The following is a 24006-nucleotide window of genomic DNA, read 5'->3' as shown; positions in this document are numbered from 1 at the left end:
GCTTTTTTTGGTTTTTGTTTGCGATATTAAAATTAAAAATTAATTCCAACGATTACTATTAAACTGATTCTTTTTCCAGTACCACATCATAAGATAACCAACAACTGCACCACCTATATGCGCAAAATGGGCAATCCCAGTTCCTCCACCTCCAAAAAGGGAATTACCTTTAAAACCTAAAAACAAGTCAATTGCTAAAATTCCCGGCACAAAATATTTCGCTTTAATTGGAATTGGTATAAACATTAAAGCTAATTCTGCATTAGGAAACATGAAAGCAAAAGCTACTAAAAGCCCATATATAGCACCTGAAGCCCCCACCATTGGAACTTGAGTAATTATCGAAGCATCAAATAACCCTTTAAAACCTGCATCGTCAAGATTTGTTTTTCCAGCTCTCTCCAATATCGGCTTAATTTGTTCTAAAAATAAATCTGACCTGAAATTTACCCCATCAGTAAAATTCACATTTAATATTTGATGTAATGTTGCATCTGACAATCCTAAGCTTCTCACAGGTTCCAAAGCTGATTGGAATTGCAGATAGTTTACTCCTATTTGCAATAACGCAGCACCTAAGCCGCAAGAAATATAAAAGAATATAAATTTTTTACCACCCCAGAAATGTTCTAAAGCCGATCCGAATGAAACCATCGCAAACATATTGAAAGCAATATGCAAAATACCACCATGCATAAACATATGCGTTAAAGGCTGCCACAATTTAAAGAAATCACTTTCAGGAAAAAAAAGAGCGAAAAATTGTTCAGAAACGGGAACTAATTGAGCACCAATAAAAAAGATAATGTTAATTATCAACAATTGTTTTACAACGGGAGTCATATTCATCATAAGGCAAACTTTTTATCTATATCTTCCACACGCATGGTGATGAAAGTTGGTTTTTGAAAAGGTGAAATATTTGGATCTTTACAGGCAAACAAACCGTTTACCAGATTATCCTGTTCTTTTTCGGTTAAATACGATCCGGTTTTAACGGCTAAACTTTTGGCCATTGACTTGGCAATGGTATCGTTCTGGCTGTAACTGCTTGCCGGAATTCCGTCCTGCAAATCACTTAATAATTGTTCGATTACAAGAGAAACTTCACTTTCGGTAATATTTACAGGAATTCCTGAAATTACGATATGATCAGTCTGAGCTTCTTCAAAAACAAAACCTGTGGTTTCTAAAGAAGGCTTTAACTCCTCAATTAATTCCATTTCGCCAGACGAATAAAACAGATTTAAAGGAAATAACAATTGCTGACTTGAAGCCTGATTCACCGTCATATTCAACAAAAATTGTTCGTACAAAATACGTTGATGTGCTCTTTGCTGATCTACGATCACCATTCCTGATTTAATTGGCGAAACAATATATTTTTTATGAATCTGATAGGTTCCCTGACTTGTCTGCTCAATCTCATTATCATTAAACAAAGACGAAGTAACTTCTTCATTTTCGAATGTAAAAGGCGAACTTTCTATCGTATCTGTTTCCAGGCCTACATACAAACTTTCCCAACTTGCTGTTGGTTCTACTCTTTTATTATATCCTGAATACGAACCCGAACCTGAGCCGGAACCCGAACCCGAACCCGAACTAAATCCGGAACCTGATCCCGAATTTGCTTTAGCATAATGCTGATTGGTCTTGTCATCCGTAAACGGATTAAAAGTTCCATCAACCTGTATGGTAGGCGTCTCTGCCCCTAAATCTTTATAATGATACGGTGTGTCTAAATTAGCATCACGATCAAAATCAAGAACAGGCGCTACATTAAATTGCCCTAAACTATGTTTGATCGATGCTCTTAAAATGGCATATAGAGCCTGCTCATCATCGAACTTAATTTCTGTTTTAGTGGGATGAATATTGATATCTATAGTATTGGGCGGAACTTGTAAATATAAAAAATAACTGGGCTGCGAACCATCTTTCAAAAGTCCGTCATAAGCCGCCATTACGGCATGATGCAAATAACCACTTTTAATGAAACGATCGTTTACAAAAAAGAACTGTTCTCCCCTGTTTTTCTTCGCAAATTCAGGTTTACAAACAAATCCCTGAACGTTTATGATTTCTGTATCCTCATTAACCGGCACCAGTTTTTCATTGGTTTTACCGGACATGATGCCAACAATACGCTGGCGATATCCTGCGGCAGGCAAATTATACATTTCACTTCCGTTATGGTAAAAAGTAAAATGAATATTTGGATGTGCTAAGGCTACACGCAGAAACTCATCCATTACATGACGAAATTCAACCGTATCCGATTTTAAAAAGTTACGGCGTGCCGGAATATTAAAAAATAAATTTTTAACCGCAAATGAGGTTCCTTTGGGCAAAACAGCCACTTCCTGCGACACAAACTTACTCCCCTCAATGATAATATGGGTTCCTAACTCGTCCTGATCCTGCCTGGTTTTCATTTCCATATGTGCAATTGCAGCAATAGAAGCCAGTGCTTCACCACGAAAACCCTTTGTACACAAGGAAAACAAATCTTCTGCCTGACGGATTTTAGAAGTAGCATGACGCTCAAAACACAAACGCGCATCGGTCACGCTCATTCCAGATCCATTATCAATAACCTGCACTAATGATTTTCCTGCATCTTTAATAATCAACTTAATATCAGTTGCTTTTGCATCAACAGCATTTTCTAACAGCTCTTTTACGACTGAAGCAGGTCTTTGAACCACTTCTCCGGCGGCAATCTGGTTAGCAACATGATCAGGAAGTAATTGAATAATACTGGACATTAAGAAAAAATAGTTTAAAGGTTAAGGTTTAAAGTTTTTAAACCAAGAAGCACAAATTTAATAAATTTCTCTTGGCTTTTAGAATAAGTGGTATCATAAAAAAAACAAAAAACCTATACTATTATGACACAGTATAGGTTTTATCATTTTTAAAACAAATGTGTTTTTTATTCTTTTTCGATTGTAATGGGAGTTTCTTCAATCTGGATTGCTCCTGAAGACAACAAAGGCTGATTAAACGGATGCGACATTGAAGCCTGTTGACGAATATAAGCCATTTTGATTGCTGCAATCGCTGCTTCAGTTCCTTTGTTTCCGTGAATCCCTCCACTTCTGTCAATAGACTGCTGCATGTTATTGTCTGTCAGGACACAAAAGATAACCGGAATATCTGTTTGAACATTCAAATCTTTGATTCCTTGTGTAACACCTTCGCATACAAAATCAAAATGCTTTGTTTCGCCCTGAATTACACATCCAATCACAATTACTGCATCTACATTTTGTGTTTGCAGCATTTTTTTTGCACCGTAAATTAACTCAAAACTCCCTGGAACATTCCAACGGATAATTTGCTGAGCCGGAACATCACAATCAATTAAGGCGTCTAAAGCCCCATTGTAAAGTCCTTCTGTTACGGTTTCATTCCATTCAGAAACAACAATCCCAAATCGAAAGTCTTTCGCATTTGGGATTGTGTTTTTATCGTATTCTGATAAATTTTTATTTTCGGTAGCCATCTGTACTATTTAAGATTTTAGAATAATTTCAGAATGCTAAAATACAAATCTATCCCGAAACTTTGGGACTAAAATTTGAACTCTTCAATAATATTATTGCGCTAATCCTATCAATACATCAACAGCAGCTGCTTCCGGAGTTGCATCGTAGTTGTCTTTTATGTCTGTTAAATACTTCAAAGCATCTTCTTTTTGACCTAAAGCCAAAGCTGTTTTTCCTGCTTTTAATAAGAAACGAGGTGTTGTAAAATCGTTTTTATTAGATTCAGCCGCTTTTACATAATAGTCTAAAGCTTCTTTTTGTTGGTTCTTTTGAGAATAAGCATCTCCAATAGCACCAATAGCCAAAGCATTTACAATAGCTTCTTTTGATTTAAAGTTTCCTAAATATTTAATAGCATCATCGTATTTACCAATATTCAAAGAGGCAATACCTGCATAATAATTAGCTAATTTTCCTGCATCTGTTCCAGAATATTCTTCAGCAATTTTAATGAATCCGAATTTACCTTCAGAACCATTCAAAGCCAATTTATACAATGAATCGCTTGCTACACCATTTGTTGCTTTTTCAAAATTTTGCTGAGCAACAAACATTTCGCTTGCAGCTTCGTCCTGTTTAGGAGCTTCGATAAATTTTTGGTAAGCCAAATATCCAATAGTAGCAACTGCAATACCAGCAACTAAACCAATAATGATTTTTTGATTTTTAGCAACCCAATCCTCAGTTTTTGAAGCAGTTTCATCTAATTTAGAAAAAACACCAGCAGTTGTGCTGTCTTTTTCATCAATAATTACCTGTTGTTCTTCATTTACTTCTTTAACTTCCTTTTCCTTTGGTGCTTTATATCCTCTTTTATTGTAAGTAGCCATTTAAAATTAATTTAGTGAACGGCAAAAATAAAATTTTTATTGAAACTGAGGTAAAAAAAATCAATTTTATCACTATTTTAAAAAAAATAATTTCAATAATCGTAACTCCTTTCTCTTCAGGGATAAAATAATTCATCCTGAAACACCCCAAAAGCCTATTATATCGATAATTTTCGATAATTTGCACCCTCAAATTTTTGCTTTTCCAAAACAGGAACTTACTAAGCCAAAACAGTAGTTTAGCCACCGATTTTATAGTTTATCGCCGATTAAAAAAGACATCAGACCAGATTTCATGAAGAAATCTTTTAAAATTCTTTAATGCGTGGCATAAAAAATACAATCTGAAGAAGAAAGTTATAGTTACGGAGCATCAAATTTTATCATTAGAGTCTCTTAAAAAATGTATTTAAACAAAATTTCTTTATTCAATTATAAAAATTTCTCCGAAGTCAGTTTTGATTTTGACCGCAAGATCAATTGTTTTGTCGGCAAAAACGGAATTGGAAAAACCAATGTGCTCGACGCAATCTATCATCTGGCTTACGGAAAAAGCTATTTTAATCCGTTGGCAGTGCAAAACATCAAACATGGAGAAGAGTTTTTTGTGATTGATGCCGAATTAGAAAAAAACGACAGAACGGAGCAAATTGTCTGCAGTTTAAAAAAGGGACAAAAAAAGATCTTAAAACGAAACGGGAAAGCTTATGACAAATTCTCCGATCATATCGGGTTTATTCCGCTCGTTATTATTTCGCCCGCTGATCGTGATTTAATTGTAGAAGGAAGCGAAACACGCCGTAAATTTATGGACAGCGTGATTTCGCAATTAGACTCCACTTACTTACACCAGCTTATTCAGTATCAAAAAGTAATTGTACAGCGAAATGCGCTTTTGAAGTATTTTGCACTCAACCATACTTTTGATAATGATACCTTATCTATATATAATGAGCAGTTAAATAGTTTTGGACAATCGATTTTTGAAAAACGAAAAGATTTCCTCGAACAATTTATCCCTATATTCAATGTACATCACCAAGCCATAACCGGATCTGAAGAAACGGTACAATTGGTTTACGAAAGTCATTTGTTCGAAAAAGACCTGTTGACACTTTTACAGGAAAACATCAATAAAGATCGTGCCCTGCATTATACCAGTGTAGGAATCCATAAAGATGATTTGTCTTTTGAAATTGATTCACATCCAATAAAAAAATTCGGATCACAAGGGCAGCAGAAATCTTTTTTGATTGCATTGAAACTGGCTCAATTTGAATTTTTAAAGAAACAAAGCGGTGTAAAACCTCTTTTGCTATTTGATGACATTTTCGACAAACTGGATGAAAGTCGTGTCGCCAAAATCATCGAAATGGTCAACAGCGAAACTTTTGGCCAGCTTTTTATATCAGACACACATCCGGAACGTACCGAAGCTATTGTAAAATCGACACATCAGAGTTATAAGATATTCAATTTGTAAGCAAGGTTCTTCAATACGAATTTCAGCAATCAGCACTAATTCTTATTTTGTTTAAATTTCTAAAATCAATTTAAAACAGAAAAGATTCGTAACATTCCTTTTTCAGAAAATTTCATTCGTGACTATTCTTGAAATTCGTGACTATTTTTTTATTTCACTTTCTATTAAGAATTCAAAAATGAAAAATCATTACTTTAGCAGTACTTTTTTTTAAAAAATTTGATCTCATGAAATTCCCTAAAATCTTATTCCTGATATTTTCAGTTGTGCTGCTTTCCTGTAATGAAAAAAAACCTAATTCTTTTGAATCCATCACTCCAAAAGAATTCGCAGAGAAGATCAAAACAACTCAAAACCCTCAAATTTTAGATGTTCGGACTCCTGATGAATTCGAATCAGAACATATCGACAATGCCAAAAACATAAACTGGAACAGTGACGATTTTACAGCAAAAGCGGAATCTTACGACAAATCGAAACCTGTTTATGTGTATTGCTTAAGTGGCGGAAGAAGCAAAAAGGCAGCAACAAAACTAACCGAATTAGGTTTTACCAATGTTTACGAACTGGAAGGCGGAATCATGAACTGGAACGAAGAAGGATTTGGTAAAGCCTCAACAGCACAGGTTGGAATGACCATGGATGATTTCAACGAGCTGTTACCTACAGACAAAAAAGTTTTAATTGATTTTTATGCCGAATGGTGCGGCCCCTGCAAACAAATGGAACCGTTTATTTTAAAAATGCAAAAAGAAATGGCAGACAAAGTTATCATCATTCGTATTGATGTTGACAAAAACAAAACGCTGGCAACTCAAATGAAAATTGATCAGCTACCAACTATTGTATTGTATGAAAACAAAGCCGTACAATGGAAAAACACCGGTTTTATCAGCGAAAAAGACTTAAAAAAACAACTGCAATAAAATTTAAAGAATATGCTAACGAAAGAATCATTGCAATTTTTAGACGATTTAAAAAAGAACAACAACAGAGACTGGTTTCAGGACAATAAAAAACGATACGAGATTTTCAAAAAAGATTACCATCAATTAGTCAGCGATTTTCTGGATGTGATGAAACCGCTTGATCCTTCGCTGGAATTACTGGAAGTAAAAAATTGCACTTTCAGAATCAATCGTGACATTCGGTTCTCAAAAGATAAATCGCCTTACAAAGCACATTTGGGTGTCTGGATGTCGGGAGGAACAAAAGGCCTTAACCGTTCAGGGTATTATGTACATATCGAAAAAGGCGCCAGTTTTATTGCCGGAGGATTTTATTCACCTGAGGCAGAAGACCTGAAAAAAGTCCGTAAAGAAATTGCTTTTTTTCACGAAGATCTGGAAGCAATTATTGCCGATAAAAACTTCAAAAAAGAATTCGGAAGTTTAGATGTAAACGAAAATAATTCGCTTAAAAACCCGCCAAGAGGTTACGAAAAAGACCATCCTGCAATTGAATTCTTAAAATTAAAAAGCTTTACGGCTACTCAAAAATATGATATTTCTGAAGTGACACAAAAAGATTTCGTGGCCAAAATGAGCAAGAAATTAATCGCTTTAAAACCATTAAACGAATTCATCAATCGCGCTTTAGACACTGATGAATTTTAAAAAATTAGATCTATTTTTGCCACAGATTTTACAGATCAACACACAGAGTATTAAAAAAATATTTTAAGTCCTTTAAGCTGTGGCAAAAAACAATCGAATGAAAAAAAGAAAAATACTTTTTCTGGGAGAATCCTATCGTGCTGACGCTATAACCTGGATGAAAGGCTTAAAAGAATTTGGCGATTTTGAAATTTGTACCTGGGAGCTTCAAACCCCGAACAATTCAAAAATCAATAGGTTTAAACGTATCTTAGAATATGCATTCTCTCCTGTTTCTATTCGAAAAACCATTCGTCAGGAAAAACCGGATATGATTATTGCCGAAAGAACAACCAGCTACGGGTTTCTTGCGGCGATTTCAGGCATGCATCCGATTGCCATTGCACAACAAGGCCGGACTGATTTATGGCCGGAAGGCTCTGTTTTACTTCCTTTAAAAAAAATCATTCAAAAACATGCTTTCAAAAAAGCCGATTTAATTCATGCCTGGGGTCCGGTAATGACTATTTCGATGAAAGCCATTGGTGTTGACATGGCTAAAGTACTTGTAATCCCTAAAGGAATCGATTTATCCCTTTTCTCTCCTTCAGCCAACAATTCGAACAAAATTGAAGCCATTGTAACCCGTTCTTTGCAACCTGAATACCGCCACGATTCAATTTTAAAAGCTTTCGCCATTTTACATCAAAAAGGAATTGACTTTTTACTTACTATTGTTGGCGACGGAACAAGATTACAGTTTTTAAAAGATTTAGCCGAAACTTTACAAATTAAAAACAAAGTGATTTTTACAGGAAGAATTGCAAATACTGAACTTCCTAAATTATTACAACAATCGAATATCTATATCAGTATGCCCATTACCGAAGGTGTTTCGGCTTCTTTATTTGAAGCGATGGCTTGTAATTGTTATCCTGTAGTTTCGGACATTCCCGGAAATCAAAGCTGGATCAGACATCGTGAAAACGGACAATTGATTGAAATTGACAATATCAATATGCTGGCTGAAGAATTAATTTGGTCCTTTGAAAATTCAGAATCCCGGAATCAGGCCATCCTTCAAAACAGAAAATTTGTGGAGAAGAATGCCAATTATGATGTTAATATGAAAATTATTGCCGACAAATATCATGAATTACTAAATTCCCGAAAGTAACTCAACCACATCGTAACTTTTGTTCAATCGCAACGACATATTATTTCACGGTATTATTTAATTTAACCTGAAAGAAATATGAACAATAGAAGAAATTGGCTCAAACAAGTAAGTTTAGGCACACTAGCCTTAGGATTTTCTCCATTTGAAACATTTGCAAATCCACGATCAGAAAATTATGTTTACCCGGATACAGACAAATCCCCTATCTTATTACGGTCAAATGAAAACCCTTATGGTCCTTCTCCTTTAGCCCGAATTGCCATGACCAAAAGTGTAAACAGCAGTAATCGATACGGCTGGAATCTTTACCCGCAATTAATTACGGCTATCGCTAAAAAAAACAATGTTTCAGACCATAACATTATGTTAGGTGCCGGTTCTACAGAAATCTTAGACCTGGTACTTCAATACAGCGCCCTAAACAAAGGCAATTTTATAATGGCCGAAACTACCTACGACTATTGGACCGATCCATTTGAAAAATTAGGACTAAAAAAAATCACTGTTCCCTTAACGAAAGATAAAAAGAACGATTTACCAGCCATTTTGAAAGCGATCGATTCTAATACAAAAATGATCTACATCTGCAATCCTAATAATCCAACAGGCACTATATGCGATAGAGAAAAATTAATCTCATTTATAACAGAAGCCACTAAAAAAGCAATTGTTTTTGTTGATGAAGCTTATATCGATTTCACAAAAGAACAATCACTGAGTGAACTTACAGTTGAAAATAAAAATTTAATTATCACCAAAACTTTTTCAAAAATGTATGGCTTGGCCGGTGCACGTTTAGGTTATGCGATTGCTGCTTCGTCAACAATTGGCGAACTCAGCACTTTAAAATCGTCTCCAAATTTATCTGTGAGCATAGTATCTGCTGCTGGTGCCCTGGCATCTTTAAATGATGAAAAATTTATTCAGCAAGTATATGCTGCAAATGAAGAGGTAAAGAAATATACTATTGAACAACTTACCCGGCTAAATCTTACCTGCATTCCTTCCTGTTCCAACTTTATCTATTTTTCACTGGAGAATTACAAAAAAGATTTCTTTAAACAATTAGAAGATCACAACATATTAGGCACAAAAATTTATGAGGAGAATGGAAAATGGACCCGAATTACCATAGGTACAATGAAAGAAATGCAACAATTTATTGCAGCCATAAAGTAATTTTTTACAAAAAAGTCTTTTTACAGAAAATCTATTCAAATAAATTATAATCGTTACTTTTGAACTCAGAATTTTTCCGAAGTTCCGGAACTCAAAAAGCCTTTTATTTATGGAAATCCAATCCAATTTTTCTTTAAAAAACTACAATACGTTTGGCATTGAAGCCAAAGCAAAACAATTTGTTGCCGTTCACTCAGTTGATGAGTTAAAAACCATTTTGACAACAAACAAAAACGAGAAAAAATTTATTTTAGGCGGAGGCAGCAATATGCTTTTAACAAAAGACATCGAGGCGCTGGTAATTCATATTGATTTAAAGGGTAAAAAAATCATTAGAGAAGACGATGATTTTGTCTGGGTAGAAAGTCAGGCTGGCGAAACATGGCATGATTTCGTACTCTGGACAATCGACAACAATTTTGGCGGTTTAGAAAACATGTCCCTGATTCCGGGAAATGTAGGAACCACACCCGTTCAGAACATTGGCGCGTACGGAACGGAGATCAAAGACACTTTTGTTTCCTGCGAAGCGATGAATATCGAAACTCAGGAAATAAAAACCTTCCTAAACAATGAATGTAATTTTGGATACCGCGAAAGCATCTTCAAAAATGAAGTAAAAGATCAATATATTATAACCTCGGTGATTTACAAACTCACCAAACACAATCATAAAATCAATACTTCATACGGAGATATTACCGCCGAACTGGCTAAAAACAATATAGCTGCCCCAACTTTAAAAGATGTGAGTAATGCTGTAATTGCAATCAGGCAAAGCAAATTACCGGACCCTAAAGAATTAGGGAATAGTGGGAGTTTTTTTAAAAATCCGATTTTACTGAAATCTGATTTCGAAAAAATACACGAGAAATTCCCTGAAATGAAATATTATGAAGTTTCTGAAACGGAGGTAAAAGTTCCTGCAGGCTGGTTAATTGAGCAGGCTGGTTTTAAAGGAAAACGTTTTGGCGACGCGGGAGTTCATAAAAATCAGGCTTTAGTTTTAGTGAATTACGGAAATGCAACCGGACAGGAGATTTTAGCCGTTTCAAAAGCGGTTCAAAAAACTGTTTTTGAAACTTTCGGTATTCATATTGAAGCTGAAGTTAATGTGATTTAAAAAATATTTAGCCACAAAAAACAGCAATTATCTTCTCTTAAATGCAAGAAACTATTTCCATAAAAATTTCGAATCCTGATCATGAAAAAGCTGCATCAATCCTCGAAGAATTATCAAAAAATCTTTACATTCGTTTTGGGAGCGATGGCAAGAATTCTTTTCAGGACTGGCAAAACGAAAATGCTAAATATGTGTTTGTCATCGCCGAAATAAATACTGAAATTGTAGGTTGTGGCGCCATAAGACCTGTCAACGAGCATACTGGCGAAGTAAAACGAATGTATTCTAAATATCGTGGGAAAAAAATTGGGCAAACCCTTTTGGCTTTTTTAGAAGACAACGCAAGAACAATTGGCTATACAAATTTGGTTTTGGAAACACGGGTAAAAAACGAAAGTGCGATCCAATTTTACCAAAAACAAGAATATAATATCATTCCGAATTACGGGAAATACAGGGATCGACCGGAAGCAATTTGTCTGGGAAAATCTTTAAATTAAAACTCATAAAAATGTACACACCTGACTTATACAAGAACGAAGATCCGGAATCTATCAGAACTTTTTTGAAAGAAAACAGCTTTGGTATCCTGATCAATCAGACTCACGGAAAATTATGTGCTACACATATCCCTATTGAACTTGAAGTGAATGCCCATGGAAAAGAAATTCTGCAGGGACACCTTTCAAAATTAAATCCGCAAGCCGAAGGTTTTACCGAAAACGATCAGGTTCTGGCCGTTTTTACTGGTCCTCACAGCTATATTTCTTCTTCCTGGTACGATCACGAAAATGTACCAACATGGAATTACATAGCCGTACATGTTTATGGCCGAATAAAAATTGTTGATGAAGTCACTTCCATAGAACAACTTAAAAAACTGGTCGATAAATATGAAGTTAATTCAGAAAATCCGGTGCGTGTTGAAAATCTATCTGTAAAAACAATGCGCGAAGCCAGGGGAATTTTTGGTTTTGAGATTGAAATTGATGAAATTCAGGCGACCAAAAAACTCTCACAGAACAGGGATGACCACAATTATAAAAACATAATTTCGGAATTAGAAAAAACCGAAAACCCTCAGGCTATTGCTGTTGCAAAAGAAATGTCGAAATGCCGAAAGTAAATAGGCATTAGCCATTGAAATCTAGGAATTCATAAGTACATTTGCACTCGCAAGATTCAAAAATTAAAAGACATTAAAACAGATGCTTATAACTTTATTTTACTTCTTTATTGCTATTGTTTTTATCCAGGTTTTCTACTACTTAGGAATTTTTGGTAAGTTTGCTTTTGCCAAACCACAAGAGATTACATCAAAAAAACTTCCTGTCTCGGTGATTGTCTGCGCTAAAAACGAAGAAGAGAACGTAAAAAAATTCATTCCGTTATTGGCAGAGCAAGATTATCCGGATTTCGAGATTGTTCTAATTGATGATGCTTCAAGCGACGAAACTTTAGAAGCTTTTGAAGAATTTGAAAAACAATATGCCAACATACGTTTGGTTAAAGTACAGAACAATGAAGCTTTTTGGGGTAATAAAAAATATGCTTTAACATTAGGAATCAAAGCTTCAAAAAAAGACTATTTGCTGTTTACAGATGCAGATTGTTATCCCACTTCAAAAGAGTGGATTACTGCCATGACCTCACAATTCACCATGAATAAAACAATCGTTTTAGGGTATGGCGGTTACGAAAAAATAGAACGTTCTTTATTAAATAAAATTATTCGTTTCGAGACAGTCCTGACAGCTGTACAATATTTTTCATGGGCAAAATTAGGACTTCCATACATGGGTGTCGGACGAAATCTTGCTTATAAAAAAGAAGAATTTTTTAACGTAAACGGTTTTATTGACCATATTCAGGTTCGTTCAGGCGACGACGATTTGTTTATCAATCAGGCGGCAAACAAAAACAATACAACTATTTCGTATACTCCTGAAAGTTTCACTTATTCAAAACCAAAAGAAACGTACAGAGAATGGTTTACCCAAAAAAGAAGACATATTTCTACTGCACAATACTATAAGTCTTTCGACAAAATGCAGTTAGGTCTTTTTTTCGTTTCACAATTATTTTTCTTTATTTCAGTTACCATCTTATTAGCTTTCCAGTTTCAATGGATCTCGGTACTTGCTATTTTAGCAACACGCTATACTATCGTATGGACCGTTATTGGATTCTCGGCGGGTAAACTGAAAGAAAATGATCTTAAAGTTTGGTTTCCTGTAGTCGAAATCATGCTTATATTGACACAAATTAATATCTTTATAACTAATCTCTTTTCAAAACCTGTATATTGGAAATAAATTCTAAAATAGAAAAAGCAAAAAAGGGCGATCAGGTCGCCTTTACTTTTTTATTAGATTATTTCTGGAATGAAGTGTATGGCTTTATGTTAAAGCGTACTGAAAACGAAACTACTGCCGAAGATATTACCATCGAAACATTCTCAAAAGCTTTCGACAAAATTGCCAGTTACAATCCGGAATTTCAATTCAACACCTGGCTAATTGCAATTGCAAAAAACGTTTACATTGATTTATTACGCAAAAAGAAAACGAGTCTTTTTATAGAAATCACTGATACCGAAGATCAGCAGGCCTACAATATTGCTGACACTACTCCATCTGCAGAAGATGCATTAATTAAAGAGCAAAACCTTTCGCGCTTACTTCAATGCATCAAAGAATTAAAACCACATTACCAGGAAGTAATCCAGTTACGTTACTTTCAGGAAATGACATATCAGGAAATTGCCCTGAAAATAGACGAGCCATTAAGCAATGTTAAGGTAAAATTACTTCGTGCTAAAAAATTATTAGCAGAAATCATCGAACGTAACATATAATTTATTATCTTTAAGTAAAGAATAAGATATCTGTTTATTTATTCTTAAAAAAATAAATTATCCACACACTAAAACAACAACTCCTGCGTTGTTAGCTAAAACCAAAAACCCTGTCGCTTATGATTTAAAGTTACTTAACCTTAAAATCCAAAAATCATGTCTAAATCAAGTATCTACGAAGCAAGCTGGACCAATCTTGTTTTCGAAAACAAAAACAAAGAGTACGGTGCGTATCAATTACGCCAGGAGAATTCCAAAACAACTATTACCGCATTATTTGTAGGTTTGCTATTATTGGCGTCATTAGTAAGTGTATCTATACTAATTAATAAATTTAAGACACAGCCGGTTATAGGAACTGAACCTGTTCTTAGTTTGCCATTAACACCTGTAGATCTTACCCCTATTCCGGTACAACCAGAGCAGCCCGCACCGGTTATACCACAACAGCAAGCCGCAGCAACTCCGGCAACAGATTTGAGTCAATTATCGCATCCTGTTGTAGTAACCACTGAGCAGGCGGTAGACAACATTGCTACTAATGCACAAAACACTACTGTGATTGAAAGTGCTGTTCCGGGAAATGGGACTGGAGAAAATCCAATACCAGGAAATGGGACTAATACTACCGTAGTAACAGAAGTTACTGACCCGGGAATCACTGCTGTTCCAGTAAGTGCACTTGACAAATTACCGGAATTCCCAGGAGGAATGGCTAAATTCTATACGTATGTTGGAAACAATTTCAACAGACCGGAATTAGACGCTGAAAAAACATTAAGAGTATATGTTTCCTTTGTAATCGAAAAAGACGGTTCAATTACGGATGTTATGGTAAAAAACGATCCTGGTTACGGAATTGGAAAAGAAGCTATCAGAGTTTTAAAATCACTAAAAACAAAATGGATTCCGGGAGTATTAAACGGAAAAGCAGTTCGAACTGCCTATAACCTTCCAATAACAATAAAAACGGAAGCAGAATAATAAATAGAGAAAAGCAGAACTTAGGTTCTGCTTTTTTTATGAAATCATTTTAAACCAAAACTTTAAAATACTACTTTTAAGTTTATTCAATTAAAAAAACTTAAATGCCATTTACCTTTTCGCATCCTGCCATAATTCTGTCTTTTACATATTTACCCCGAAAATGGTTCTCGTTTACCGGTCTTATAATTGGCAGCTTAACTCCCGACTTCGAGTACTTTATTCGAATGAAAGTCCAAAGCAATTACAGTCATACTTTTTATGGAATATTTTGGTTTGATTTACCTTTAGCCATTGTAATTTCTTTTCTTTTTCACAACCTGGTTAAAAATGATTTATTTTTCAATTCACCAAACTTTATAAAATCCAGACTATCATCCTATATTTCATTTAGCTGGAATCATTATTTCAAAACACATTGGACCATTATACTTATTTCAATAATAACGGGAATAATTTCCCACCTTTTTTGGGATTGCTTCACTCATCAGCATGGCTATTTCACAGAACACATTTCTGTATTGAAAAACACTATTACTTTTTTTGGACATGAAATCCCGATTTGGAAAATATCCCAGCACATAAGTACTGTAACAGGTGCTATTATCATAATTTTATCATTTATGAAGCTACCGCAAAATTCAATTCAGCATCCAGCTATTAGTCAAAAATATTGGACTGCTGTTATCATTTTAACCTTGTCAATTTTAGTTTTAAGATTTTCAATTCATCTAAAGGAGCTAATTTTTGGAAATATTATTGTGACTGTAATTTCGGCTTTTTTAATTTCATTAGTCCTAAGTCCGGCTTTAATTAAATCGAAAGCAAGTTCGGAAATTTAACAAAATCAATTACTTTTACATCTCTTTAAAAGGAAATCAAATCAATCAAACTAAAAACTAAAAAATGGGAATATTTTCAGCCCTTATGGGGAATGCAGGAACTGTTAGTCAGGACGATTTACTAAAAAAATACGGCCAACTTTTAACAGACAACGAAGAAATCGAAATGGGGTTTAAATTAATCCGTGATACTTTTATCTTTACGAACAAAAGATTAATCTTAGTTGACGTACAAGGCATAACAGGAAGTAAAACAGAGTATAAATCAATTGCCTACAAAAGCATTACCCGTTTTAGCGTAGAAACGGCAGGAACTTTTGATCTTGATGCTGAATTAAAAATCTGGGTTTCAAGCGAACTAAACCCAAGTATTGTCAAACAATTCAATAAATCTGTAAACGTTTACGATGTGCAAAAAGTTTTAGCACATCATGTTTTAGGTTAATTATATAAATGCAAAAACGGCAGATTATTAAATCTGCCGTTTTTTATTTGAATAGAAATTACTATTTCTTTTTAGTAGTTGCTTTTTTGGTAGTGGCCGCTTTCTTAGTTGTCGCAGCTTTAGTTACCGGAGCAGTGTTTACAATCTTTTGTTGCACATAAGGCTTATACAAACCATCTTTCTCTGCTCTCTTTTTAGCATCTTCGGCTCTTTGTTTTGAATCCGGGTGCGAACTCATCATTTGATCAATAAAAGAAGATTCGGTTCCTTCACTCATTTTAGCCAGAATTCTAAAAGCAGATTCTTCAGCATTTACATTGTAACCGTTTTTCTTTAAGAAGTCATACGAGAACAAATCGGCTTCGGCTTCTTGTTTACGGCTAAATTTACTGTCGATGATAGCACTTCCAATTTTTCCCAATTGACTATCGGTAACACTGGCAATCGTAGCCGATTGTGATGCTGCACCTTCCAACAACGCTTCTTTCCTGTAAGCTGCTTTAATGGCATCCTGAGAATCATGGTTTGCAACGTGACCAATTTCATGACCAATAACAGCAAGTAATTCATTATCATCCATTATATCCATTAATCCGGAATAGACGCGTACACTTCCGTCAGCCGTTGCAAAAGCATTTACTTCTTTTAATTTATAAACTTTGTAGTTTAAAGTATATCCATCGCCAGCTGTATATTTCCCAAAAACCCTGTTCAAACGTAAAGTGTAAGGGTCTGTTGCCGCTGCCACTTCATGTTCAGCATCCATTTTATCAACTGCAGCTTTAGACAATGCCGCTGCATCAGCATTACTAAAGGTAAAACCACTAACTCCTTTTTGAACAGCTCCTAGTGCTTTTTCGCCAAAATTAATTTGCGCATTCATTCTAGTAAAACCGAAAGTGGCAAACAAAACTCCCAATACAATAAATTTCTTTTTCATGTTTTATATTATTACAATTTAATAACAAATGTACTACAATGCAAATACGTTTTATTTCATTTAAAGGTATTTTTTTAACATTTAAAGGTATAAATTTTAAATGGGTAAAAATCAACACACTATAACAAATTATTAACTACGCCTCAATTAATAAACAAAAATTAATCTTTTTAATTATACTACTGATTTAAAAACAACAATTTAACAGGAATACAATATCATCACTAAAAGGAATCGCTACAAAACTATGAGATATCAATGCCAAATTAAATGGCAAACAAATCATCAAATAAACTACATTCCGTATCTTTGTACTTTGAATTTTGATATATGGAAACAGTCATTGAAAACATACCAACCACAAAACCTAAATGGTTAAAGGTTAAACTTCCTATTGGACAAAAATATACTGAACTTCGCGGTTTAGTCGATAAATATAGCTTAAACACCATTTGCACCTCGGGAAGCTGCCCCAATATGGGAGAATGCTGGGGTGAAGGGACGGCAACTTTCATGATTTTAGGAAACGTTTGTACACGTTCCTGCGGATTTTGTGGTGTAAAAACCGGAAGACCGGAAACGGTAGATTGGGACGAGCCTGAAAAAGTAGCCCGTTCGATCAAAATCATGAACATCAAACATGCTGTAATTACAAGTGTGGACAGAGACGATTTGAAAGATGGCGGATCTATTATCTGGATCGAAACCGTTAAAGCAATTCGAAGAATGAACCCTAACACTACGCTTGAAACTTTAATTCCTGATTTTCAGGGAATCGAAAGAAACCTCGATCGTATCGTAGAAGCAAATCCTGAAGTAGTATCGCATAATGTCGAAACTGTTCGTCGCTTAACCCGTGAAGTCCGTATTCAGGCTAAATACGATCGTAGTTTAGAAGTTTTACGTTACCTTAAAGAAAAAGGAATTAACAGAACCAAATCCGGAATTATGTTAGGTCTTGGAGAAACTGAAGAAGAAGTTTTTCAAACCATGACTGATTTACGTAATGCAAACGTTGATGTTGTTACTATTGGTCAATACCTGCAGCCAAGTAAAAAACATTTACCTGTAAAAGAATTTATAACCCCTGATCAATTTGCGAAATATGAAAAATTTGGTCTTGAATTAGGTTTCCGTCACGTCGAGAGCGGACCATTAGTTCGTTCTTCATATAAAGCACAAAAACATATTTTATAAAAACGGTTATTCGTGTAATTGTTTCATCATTTCTGTTTAATAAACAATAAAATGATGAAACAACGAAACGATGAAACAAACAATCAAACAGCTTGAAAACTAGAATTGCTATAAATGGTTTTGGAAGAATTGGCAGAAATTTATTTCGTTTACTCCTAAACCATCCTGAAATTGAAGTCGTTGCCATCAATGACATCGCTGATAACAAAACTATGTCACATTTGATCAAATATGACAGTATTCACGGAGTTTTACCCTTTAAAGTAAGCTTCGATGAAAAAGGGATTATTGTTAATGATAATCATTATCTGTTTTTTCACGAAAAAAAAATTGCAAATTTAGACTGGAAAAGCCACAATATTGATTTTGTAATAGAATCAACTGGAAAATATAAAACGCACGAAGATTTACATGCTCATATTGAAGCCGGAGCAAAAAAAGTAATCCTTTCTGCCCCATCAGAAGTAGATACGATCAAAACAGTAGTTCTGGGAGTCAATGAAAATATCCTGGACGGAAACGAAGACATTGTTTCGAATGCAAGTTGCACTACAAATAATGCCGCTCCAATGATCAAAATCATTGATGAATTGTGCGGAATTGAGCAAGCTTACATTACCACCATACATTCTTACACAACTGACCAAAGTCTTCACGACCAGCCACATAAGGATTTACGCCGTGCAAGAGGCGCAAGTCAGTCAATTGTTCCAACAACTACAGGTGCAGCTAAGGCATTAACAAAAATTTTTCCTAAATTGCATGAAAAAATCGGTGGTTGCGGAATTCGTGTTCCTGTTCCCGATGGTTCATTGACAGATATTACGTTTAATGTAAAACGTGCTGTTACGATTGAAGAAATAAATAAAGCATTTCAAGAAGCCTCAAAAACAAATTTAAAAGGAATATTAGATTACACAGAAGATCCTATTGTTTCTGTTGATGTAATTGGCAACACCAATTCGTGTTTGTTTGACGCACAATTAACTTCCGTTATTGATAAAATGGTAAAAGTTGTGGGTTGGTATGACAATGAAATTGGCTATTCATCAAGATTAATCGATCTGATTCTGCTTGTGGGAAAAACGTAAGATTCATTGTAAAAGCATTGCCATACATGAAATACCACTTTATTATTGTTTTTTGTTTTCTTAATTCGTTTTTGTACTCTCAGACTAAAAAGAGTACGGATAGCATTTTCTATTACAACAAATTAGCAGACGCAAATCTTAATAATAAAAAATACAATCAGGCCCTGTTTTACACCCAAAAATCAATTGATTTTTGCCAAAGCAATAATAAACCTGAAAATTTAGCCAATCAGACTTTTAAGCTTGGAAAAATTCACTACAATCAAAAGAACTACGAAGAGGCGCTCAAAAATTTCCATAAAAGCGTTTCTTTATTTGATAAAGTGGCCCCAACCTGTACGAAAGTTTTAGCACTTCATTATATTGGCGTGACCAACACGGCAAGAGGCGATTACAAAACCGCTGATGTTTATTATAAAAAAGCCAAAAATCTTTTAGATGAGTTAAAGATTGTGGATCATGCCGAAGTTCTCAACTATCAAAAAGCAATGGCTTTTAAGGCAAACAAAAATCTACCACTGGCAGCAGAATTTTTTAGCCAAATAACCCAACAACCAGACAATCCTTCCCTCATAAAAACCAAAGCCGACTCGTATTACCAACTTGGCTTAATTGAAACACAGCTCAAAAGGAACGATTCAACCATGATTTATTTTGACAATGCCTTAGATTATAACGCTAAAAGCAATAATCTGATTCAAAAATCAAAAATCATTTTTGCGATAAGCCAATACTACAAAAAGAATAAAAATTTTGATCTTGCCTATTCTTATCTGGATGAACACTACCAATTAGAAAATTATATTCTAAAGTTAAGGAATGCGAAATTAGATCAGAATGAGTTCGCAAAATTCAAAAAAAATCAATCCTTAAACAATACGATTAAACGGGAGAATGAAGAAAAAATTCAGCTCAAAACTTATCGTTATTCCAAATTAGTCAGCATACTAGCCATTGCCCTTATTTCGATTTTATCCCTTTTGAGCCTGGCTTTGTATAAAAATAATATTATCCGAAATCAGAATAATTTACTTTTAAGAGAAAAAAACAAAGAGCTTATTCTGGCTAAAAACAAAGCTGAGAAAGCATCAAAAGCCAGATCTGAATTTTTATCTACCGTAAGCCATGAACTTCGGACCCCGTTAAATGCCATTAACGGAATTACGCATTTACTACTGGAGGACAATCCTAAAAAAACACAATTAAAATACTTAGAATCATTAAAATTTTCAGGAAACTACCTGACCACTTTTATCAATGAAATTCTTGAAATTAATAAAATAGACTCTACAAAAGTTGAAGTCGAAAACATTAGCTTCAATTTAAAAGAATTGCTATTCAATATTCAAAGCTCCCTGAAAGAGCTGGCTACTGCCAATAAAAATTATTTTAATCTTGAAATGGACGAAACCATTCCGGATAATTTAATTGGCGACCCTACGAAACTATCCCAAATCATCTTAAATTTAATCAATAACGCTTTAAAATTTACGCAAAACGGAAATGTAAACGTAATTGCAAAATTATACGCCGAAGAAGAAGATACTGCAACAGTTTATTTTGAAATTGTAGATACCGGAATTGGTATCCCGGAAGACAAATTGCAAACGGTTTTCGAAAGTTTCTCGCAAGGATCTATAGAGGTCAATCGAAAATATGGAGGAACCGGTTTAGGACTTACTATCGTTAAAAAGCTAATCGAGCTTTTAGGTGGCGAAATAAAACTAAAAAGTGAAGTAGGCAAAGGATCTACTTTTACCTTCAAATTAAATTTTAAGATTAACAAAGAACCTCTGGAAGTGGTAGAAGAGACAAAACCTTATAACGACAAGCAGTTAAAACACAAATCAATTTTATTGATTGAGGATAACAAAATCAACCAGATGATTACTCGTAAGATGCTTGAAAACAAAGCAATTACATGTGAGATCATCGATAATGGCGAAGATGCTGTAGAGCTTTTAAAAGTGAAAAGATTTGATATGATTTTAATGGATGTTCACTTACCCGGAATCAACGGAACAACTGCCACTAAATTGATTAGGGAATTTGACAAAACGACACCAATCATTGCTTTGACTGCCATTTCACTGGATGAAAACAGAGATATGCTTTTATCTTTTGGAATGAATGATGTTATTACAAAACCATTTGTTCCGGACGAATTCTATAGTATTATCGCTAAGTTTTTTGATTAGTTTTTTATATCCCCTAGTCCTGATACTAAGAAGCTGAATTTACTTTTATATACTCCAAAATCGTCGCGTCAAAATTTTGCTGATGCTTAATAAAAGTACTTTTTATCGGCAAATAATACAATGCCGTTACCCGCTCAGCATCTTTTAAACGTACATAGTCTTTCTCTGTTGTAATGATCTTCCTGTTCAGTGCTTTATTGTTTATGGTCTCTAAATCTGAATCAGAAAAATGGTGATGATCGGGAAAAGTCAGACACTCATCACTTTCATTTTTTAAATAATCGAAAAATGGCGTTGGCTTAGCAATTCCGGCTAAAAGTAATTTTGATTCTGATTTGATTTCATTTACCGCTATTTTTTCATTTTCACCATAAATAAAATCATCATAATCGATAAAAGTAAAATAGATTTGCTGCGAACAGCTGAGTTTTAATTTCAATCGGATTTGTTCTTGTTCCTTATCTGATAAATTTTTTGGACATTTTGTTACAATAACCATATTGGCCCTGTTGGCCCCGCCTCTGCTCTCGCGTAAATTTCCAGTTGGAAGCATAAAATCATCTGCGTACAAATCGCCATAAGAACTTAACAGAATATAAAATCCCGCTTTAACTTTTCGGTGTTGATAAGCATCATCCAGCAAAACAACTTCGGGTTTTTCATTTTGCGAAAGCAGCTGTATAATTCCATTTGTTCTGTCTGCATCGACTGCCACCTGAACATTGGGGAATTTTTGATAAAACTGGAAAGGTTCATCGCCTAAGATTTCGGCATTTGAACTTGTACCCGCCAAAACAAAACCTTCTGACTTTCGTTTATAGCCGCGGCTTAAAGTTGCGACCCTATAACGATCCGATAATAACCGAATTAAATATTCGATTTGAGGTGTTTTTCCCGTTCCGCCAACGCTTAAATTCCCAACTGCAATAACCGGAATATTAAATGAAGTGGATTTTAGAATTCCTTTATCAAAAAGAAAATTACGAATGCTGGTAATGAATCCATATAAAATGGCAAACGGAAAAAGTATTTTTCGAAGTAAGTTCATATATTATTTATCAGAATAAGGTTCCATTGCAGAAATTACAAATACAGTTACAACTTTAGCATCTACACGATAAATTAATCAATCCTTTTGATTAATGCCTCATGATTACCGAAACCCTCGTATGGGTTTCCGTAAGATCCGTTAAAATTTTAGCAATATCTGCTCGTCTATTTTTATTGTAGTCATCGCCTATGATTTAGAATTACAAATATACGAAATACATATCATTCGTTTAAATATTTTAAATGAGGCCCCTATTTCTTTAAATTAAATAAAGTATAATATTTTTCGTTAATTTGTTCCAACTTTAAAGTTTCAAATTACAATGTAAAAACCTGAAACTTGAAACCTGAAACAAAAGAATAATGAAAATCAAAGAAATACTATCGGTTCTCGAAGAAATGGCACCTTTGGCTTATGCTGAAGATTTTGACAATGTTGGCCTTTTAGTTGGCGATGCTGAAATTGAAAGCACGGGAGTTTTAGTTTGTCATGATGCCTTAGAAAATGTAATAGAAGAGGCTATTGCAAAAAACTGCAATTTAGTCGTTTGCTTTCACCCTATTTTATTTTCCGGAATCAAAAAAATTACCGGTAAAAATTATGTAGAACGTGTAATATTAAAAGCAATTAAAAACGACATTGCTATTTATGCGGTTCATACTGCGCTGGATAATCATTCTGCCGGCGTTAATAAAATATTTTGCGATGCTTTGGGATTAATAAATACTAAGGTTTTAATTCCGAAACAGAATTTCATTCAAAAATTAGTGACTTATACCACTCCTGATAATGCTGAAAAAGTTAGGAATGCGATGTTTCAGGCCGGAGCAGGAACTATTGGCAATTATGACAATTGCAGTTTTAATACCGAAGGTTTTTTTACTTTTCAGGGAAATGAAAACAGCAATCCCGTCATTGGAGAACGGGGAAAATTACATACCGGAACCGAAATCAAAATTGAGGTTGTTTTTGAAAAACACTTACAACCTAAAATTCTAAAGACACTTTTTGCCAGTCATATTTATGAAGAGGTGGCTTATGAAGTTTATGATTTGAAAAATTCCCATCAAAATATCGGTTTAGGAATGATTGGTGAATTGGAAACAGAAATGGAGGAAAAAGATTTTCTTCTTTTTGTAAAAGAGACCATGATTGCTGACGGAATTCGTCATTCGGCTTTTAGAGGAAGGAAAATAAAGAAAGTTGCCGTTTTGGGCGGGTCCGGAAGTTTTGCCATAAAAAATGCAATTCAGGCCGGAGCCGATGCTTTTTTGACAGCTGATTTAAAATACCATCAGTTTTACGAAGCCGAAAATCGACTTCTTTTGGCGGATATTGGTCATTTTGAGAGCGAACGGTATACAAAAAACTATATTGTTGATTATCTTCGAAAAAAAATCCTTAATTTTGCCATCATTTTATCAGAAGAAAATACAAATCCAGTTAAGTACTTATAG

The 24006-nt window shown here is 34.5% G+C and carries 23 protein-coding genes; 17 read left to right on the top strand and 6 right to left on the bottom strand.

Annotated features, from left to right (window positions below):
• Positions 1-39: 39 nt before the first annotated feature.
• The 4 genes from ACHRWY_RS24900 to ACHRWY_RS24885 form a co-directional block, all read right to left on the bottom strand.
• Complete coding sequence (locus ACHRWY_RS24900; protein WP_395358245.1) at positions 40-852, bottom strand: rhomboid family intramembrane serine protease; 813 nt, start codon at positions 850-852, stop codon at positions 40-42.
• Entirely contained in the window at positions 849-2771 is a 1923-nt protein-coding gene (gene mutL / locus ACHRWY_RS24895; protein ID WP_395358243.1) for a DNA mismatch repair endonuclease MutL, read from the bottom strand. The genes ACHRWY_RS24900 and mutL overlap by 4 nt, the downstream gene beginning before the upstream one ends.
• A gap of 167 nt (positions 2772-2938) precedes the next feature.
• A complete protein-coding gene (gene ribH / locus ACHRWY_RS24890; RefSeq protein WP_395358241.1) occupies positions 2939-3511 on the bottom strand; it encodes a 6,7-dimethyl-8-ribityllumazine synthase in 573 nt (190 codons plus the stop codon).
• A 93-nt stretch (positions 3512-3604) separates the two neighbouring features.
• Positions 3605-4384 (bottom strand): tol-pal system YbgF family protein, encoded by a 780-nt coding sequence (locus ACHRWY_RS24885; RefSeq protein WP_395358239.1) that lies wholly within the window; start codon positions 4382-4384, stop codon positions 3605-3607.
• A 403-nt stretch (positions 4385-4787) separates the two neighbouring features.
• On the opposite strand from ACHRWY_RS24885, the gene recF reads away from it, so the two are divergent.
• From recF to ACHRWY_RS24820, 13 genes are all read left to right on the top strand, one after another.
• Positions 4788-5867 carry a DNA replication/repair protein RecF gene (gene recF, locus ACHRWY_RS24880; RefSeq protein ID WP_395358237.1) on the top strand — a complete coding sequence of 360 codons (1080 nt, stop codon included), beginning with the start codon at positions 4788-4790 and terminating at the stop codon, positions 5865-5867.
• Positions 5868-6094: 227 nt separating this feature from the next.
• A complete protein-coding gene (locus tag ACHRWY_RS24875) occupies positions 6095-6793 on the top strand; it encodes a thioredoxin domain-containing protein (RefSeq protein WP_395358235.1) in 699 nt (232 codons plus the stop codon).
• Between the two features lie 12 nt (positions 6794-6805).
• On the top strand, positions 6806-7483 hold the full coding sequence (locus tag ACHRWY_RS24870; protein ID WP_395358233.1) for a DUF2461 domain-containing protein: 678 nt from the start codon (positions 6806-6808) through the stop codon (positions 7481-7483).
• A 97-nt stretch (positions 7484-7580) separates the two neighbouring features.
• Positions 7581-8639, top strand: coding sequence for a glycosyltransferase (locus ACHRWY_RS24865; RefSeq protein ID WP_395358231.1), 1059 nt, complete (start codon positions 7581-7583; stop codon positions 8637-8639).
• A gap of 78 nt (positions 8640-8717) precedes the next feature.
• Complete coding sequence (locus tag ACHRWY_RS24860) at positions 8718-9821, top strand: pyridoxal phosphate-dependent aminotransferase (protein ID WP_395358229.1); 1104 nt, start codon at positions 8718-8720, stop codon at positions 9819-9821.
• 109 nt (positions 9822-9930) lie between these two features.
• On the top strand, positions 9931-10944 hold the full coding sequence (gene murB / locus ACHRWY_RS24855) for a UDP-N-acetylmuramate dehydrogenase (RefSeq protein ID WP_395358227.1): 1014 nt from the start codon (positions 9931-9933) through the stop codon (positions 10942-10944).
• A 41-nt stretch (positions 10945-10985) separates the two neighbouring features.
• Positions 10986-11444: a GNAT family N-acetyltransferase gene (locus tag ACHRWY_RS24850; protein WP_395358225.1), complete on the top strand. Its 459-nt coding sequence runs from the start codon at positions 10986-10988 to the stop codon at positions 11442-11444.
• Between the two features lie 11 nt (positions 11445-11455).
• Complete coding sequence (locus ACHRWY_RS24845; protein WP_395358223.1) at positions 11456-12070, top strand: FMN-binding negative transcriptional regulator; 615 nt, start codon at positions 11456-11458, stop codon at positions 12068-12070.
• Positions 12071-12152: 82 nt separating this feature from the next.
• Positions 12153-13259 (top strand): glycosyltransferase, encoded by a 1107-nt coding sequence (locus ACHRWY_RS24840; protein ID WP_395358221.1) that lies wholly within the window; start codon positions 12153-12155, stop codon positions 13257-13259.
• Positions 13250-13801 (top strand): RNA polymerase sigma factor, encoded by a 552-nt coding sequence (locus tag ACHRWY_RS24835; RefSeq protein ID WP_395358219.1) that lies wholly within the window; start codon positions 13250-13252, stop codon positions 13799-13801. Before ACHRWY_RS24840 ends, ACHRWY_RS24835 begins: the two co-directional genes overlap by 10 nt.
• Before the next feature lie 156 nt (positions 13802-13957).
• The gene (locus tag ACHRWY_RS24830; RefSeq protein ID WP_395358217.1) at positions 13958-14785 is read left to right on the top strand and encodes an energy transducer TonB; all 828 of its coding nucleotides are present in this window, start codon (positions 13958-13960) and stop codon (positions 14783-14785) included.
• A 104-nt stretch (positions 14786-14889) separates the two neighbouring features.
• The gene (locus ACHRWY_RS24825) at positions 14890-15627 is read left to right on the top strand and encodes a DUF4184 family protein (protein WP_395358215.1); all 738 of its coding nucleotides are present in this window, start codon (positions 14890-14892) and stop codon (positions 15625-15627) included.
• Positions 15628-15691: 64 nt separating this feature from the next.
• On the top strand, positions 15692-16072 hold the full coding sequence (locus ACHRWY_RS24820; RefSeq protein ID WP_026727729.1) for a PH domain-containing protein: 381 nt from the start codon (positions 15692-15694) through the stop codon (positions 16070-16072).
• A 61-nt stretch (positions 16073-16133) separates the two neighbouring features.
• On the opposite strand, the gene ACHRWY_RS24815 is transcribed toward ACHRWY_RS24820, so the two are convergent.
• On the bottom strand, positions 16134-17012 hold the full coding sequence (locus tag ACHRWY_RS24815) for a M48 family metalloprotease (protein WP_395358213.1): 879 nt from the start codon (positions 17010-17012) through the stop codon (positions 16134-16136).
• Positions 17013-17342: 330 nt separating this feature from the next.
• Here ACHRWY_RS24815 and lipA point away from each other — a divergent pair, with 330 nt between their 5' ends.
• The 3 genes from lipA to ACHRWY_RS24800 all read left to right on the top strand — a co-directional run bounded on the left by lipA (position 17343) and on the right by ACHRWY_RS24800 (position 21498).
• Positions 17343-18209, top strand: coding sequence for a lipoyl synthase (gene lipA / locus ACHRWY_RS24810; RefSeq protein WP_395358211.1), 867 nt, complete (start codon positions 17343-17345; stop codon positions 18207-18209).
• 92 nt (positions 18210-18301) lie between these two features.
• Complete coding sequence (gap, locus tag ACHRWY_RS24805; protein ID WP_395358209.1) at positions 18302-19300, top strand: type I glyceraldehyde-3-phosphate dehydrogenase; 999 nt, start codon at positions 18302-18304, stop codon at positions 19298-19300.
• Between the two features lie 26 nt (positions 19301-19326).
• Positions 19327-21498: an ATP-binding protein gene (locus tag ACHRWY_RS24800; protein ID WP_395358207.1), complete on the top strand. Its 2172-nt coding sequence runs from the start codon at positions 19327-19329 to the stop codon at positions 21496-21498.
• 25 nt (positions 21499-21523) lie between these two features.
• On the opposite strand, the gene lpxK is transcribed toward ACHRWY_RS24800, so the two are convergent.
• Positions 21524-22546, bottom strand: coding sequence for a tetraacyldisaccharide 4'-kinase (gene lpxK / locus ACHRWY_RS24795; protein WP_395358205.1), 1023 nt, complete (start codon positions 22544-22546; stop codon positions 21524-21526).
• 365 nt (positions 22547-22911) lie between these two features.
• Here lpxK and ACHRWY_RS24790 point away from each other — a divergent pair, with 365 nt between their 5' ends.
• On the top strand, positions 22912-24006 hold the full coding sequence (locus tag ACHRWY_RS24790; RefSeq protein ID WP_395358203.1) for a Nif3-like dinuclear metal center hexameric protein: 1095 nt from the start codon (positions 22912-22914) through the stop codon (positions 24004-24006).

The sequence above is a fragment of the Flavobacterium sp. FlaQc-48 genome, from assembly GCF_044007335.1.
GTDB lineage: Bacteria > Bacteroidota > Bacteroidia > Flavobacteriales > Flavobacteriaceae > Flavobacterium.
Note: the sequence above shows the minus strand (reverse complement) of the source record. Positions and strands in the feature narration are given on the sequence as shown.

Excerpts from the sequence above, each read along its gene's own strand:
- ACHRWY_RS24885 (WP_395358239.1), bottom strand. The coding sequence starts at position 4,384 with ATGGCTACTTACAATAAAAGAGGATATAAAGCACCAAAGGAAAAGGAA.
- ACHRWY_RS24865 (WP_395358231.1), top strand. The coding sequence starts at position 7,581 with ATGAAAAAAAGAAAAATACTTTTTCTGGGAGAATCCTATCGTGCTGAC.
- ACHRWY_RS24825 (WP_395358215.1), top strand. The coding sequence starts at position 14,890 with ATGCCATTTACCTTTTCGCATCCTGCCATAATTCTGTCTTTTACATAT.
- ACHRWY_RS24845 (WP_395358223.1), top strand. The coding sequence starts at position 11,456 with ATGTACACACCTGACTTATACAAGAACGAAGATCCGGAATCTATCAGA.
- ACHRWY_RS24820 (WP_026727729.1), top strand. The coding sequence starts at position 15,692 with ATGGGAATATTTTCAGCCCTTATGGGGAATGCAGGAACTGTTAGTCAG.
- ACHRWY_RS24840 (WP_395358221.1), top strand. The coding sequence starts at position 12,153 with ATGCTTATAACTTTATTTTACTTCTTTATTGCTATTGTTTTTATCCAG.
- lipA (WP_395358211.1), top strand. The coding sequence starts at position 17,343 with ATGGAAACAGTCATTGAAAACATACCAACCACAAAACCTAAATGGTTA.
- mutL (WP_395358243.1), bottom strand. The coding sequence starts at position 2,771 with ATGTCCAGTATTATTCAATTACTTCCTGATCATGTTGCTAACCAGATT.
- ACHRWY_RS24860 (WP_395358229.1), top strand. The coding sequence starts at position 8,718 with ATGAACAATAGAAGAAATTGGCTCAAACAAGTAAGTTTAGGCACACTA.
- ACHRWY_RS24790 (WP_395358203.1), top strand. The coding sequence starts at position 22,912 with ATGAAAATCAAAGAAATACTATCGGTTCTCGAAGAAATGGCACCTTTG.
- ACHRWY_RS24875 (WP_395358235.1), top strand. The coding sequence starts at position 6,095 with ATGAAATTCCCTAAAATCTTATTCCTGATATTTTCAGTTGTGCTGCTT.
- ACHRWY_RS24900 (WP_395358245.1), bottom strand. The coding sequence starts at position 852 with ATGATGAATATGACTCCCGTTGTAAAACAATTGTTGATAATTAACATT.
- ribH (WP_395358241.1), bottom strand. The coding sequence starts at position 3,511 with ATGGCTACCGAAAATAAAAATTTATCAGAATACGATAAAAACACAATC.
- ACHRWY_RS24850 (WP_395358225.1), top strand. The coding sequence starts at position 10,986 with ATGCAAGAAACTATTTCCATAAAAATTTCGAATCCTGATCATGAAAAA.
- ACHRWY_RS24800 (WP_395358207.1), top strand. The coding sequence starts at position 19,327 with ATGAAATACCACTTTATTATTGTTTTTTGTTTTCTTAATTCGTTTTTG.
- lpxK (WP_395358205.1), bottom strand. The coding sequence starts at position 22,546 with ATGAACTTACTTCGAAAAATACTTTTTCCGTTTGCCATTTTATATGGA.
- ACHRWY_RS24815 (WP_395358213.1), bottom strand. The coding sequence starts at position 17,012 with ATGAAAAAGAAATTTATTGTATTGGGAGTTTTGTTTGCCACTTTCGGT.
- murB (WP_395358227.1), top strand. The coding sequence starts at position 9,931 with ATGGAAATCCAATCCAATTTTTCTTTAAAAAACTACAATACGTTTGGC.
- ACHRWY_RS24870 (WP_395358233.1), top strand. The coding sequence starts at position 6,806 with ATGCTAACGAAAGAATCATTGCAATTTTTAGACGATTTAAAAAAGAAC.
- recF (WP_395358237.1), top strand. The coding sequence starts at position 4,788 with ATGTATTTAAACAAAATTTCTTTATTCAATTATAAAAATTTCTCCGAA.
- ACHRWY_RS24830 (WP_395358217.1), top strand. The coding sequence starts at position 13,958 with ATGTCTAAATCAAGTATCTACGAAGCAAGCTGGACCAATCTTGTTTTC.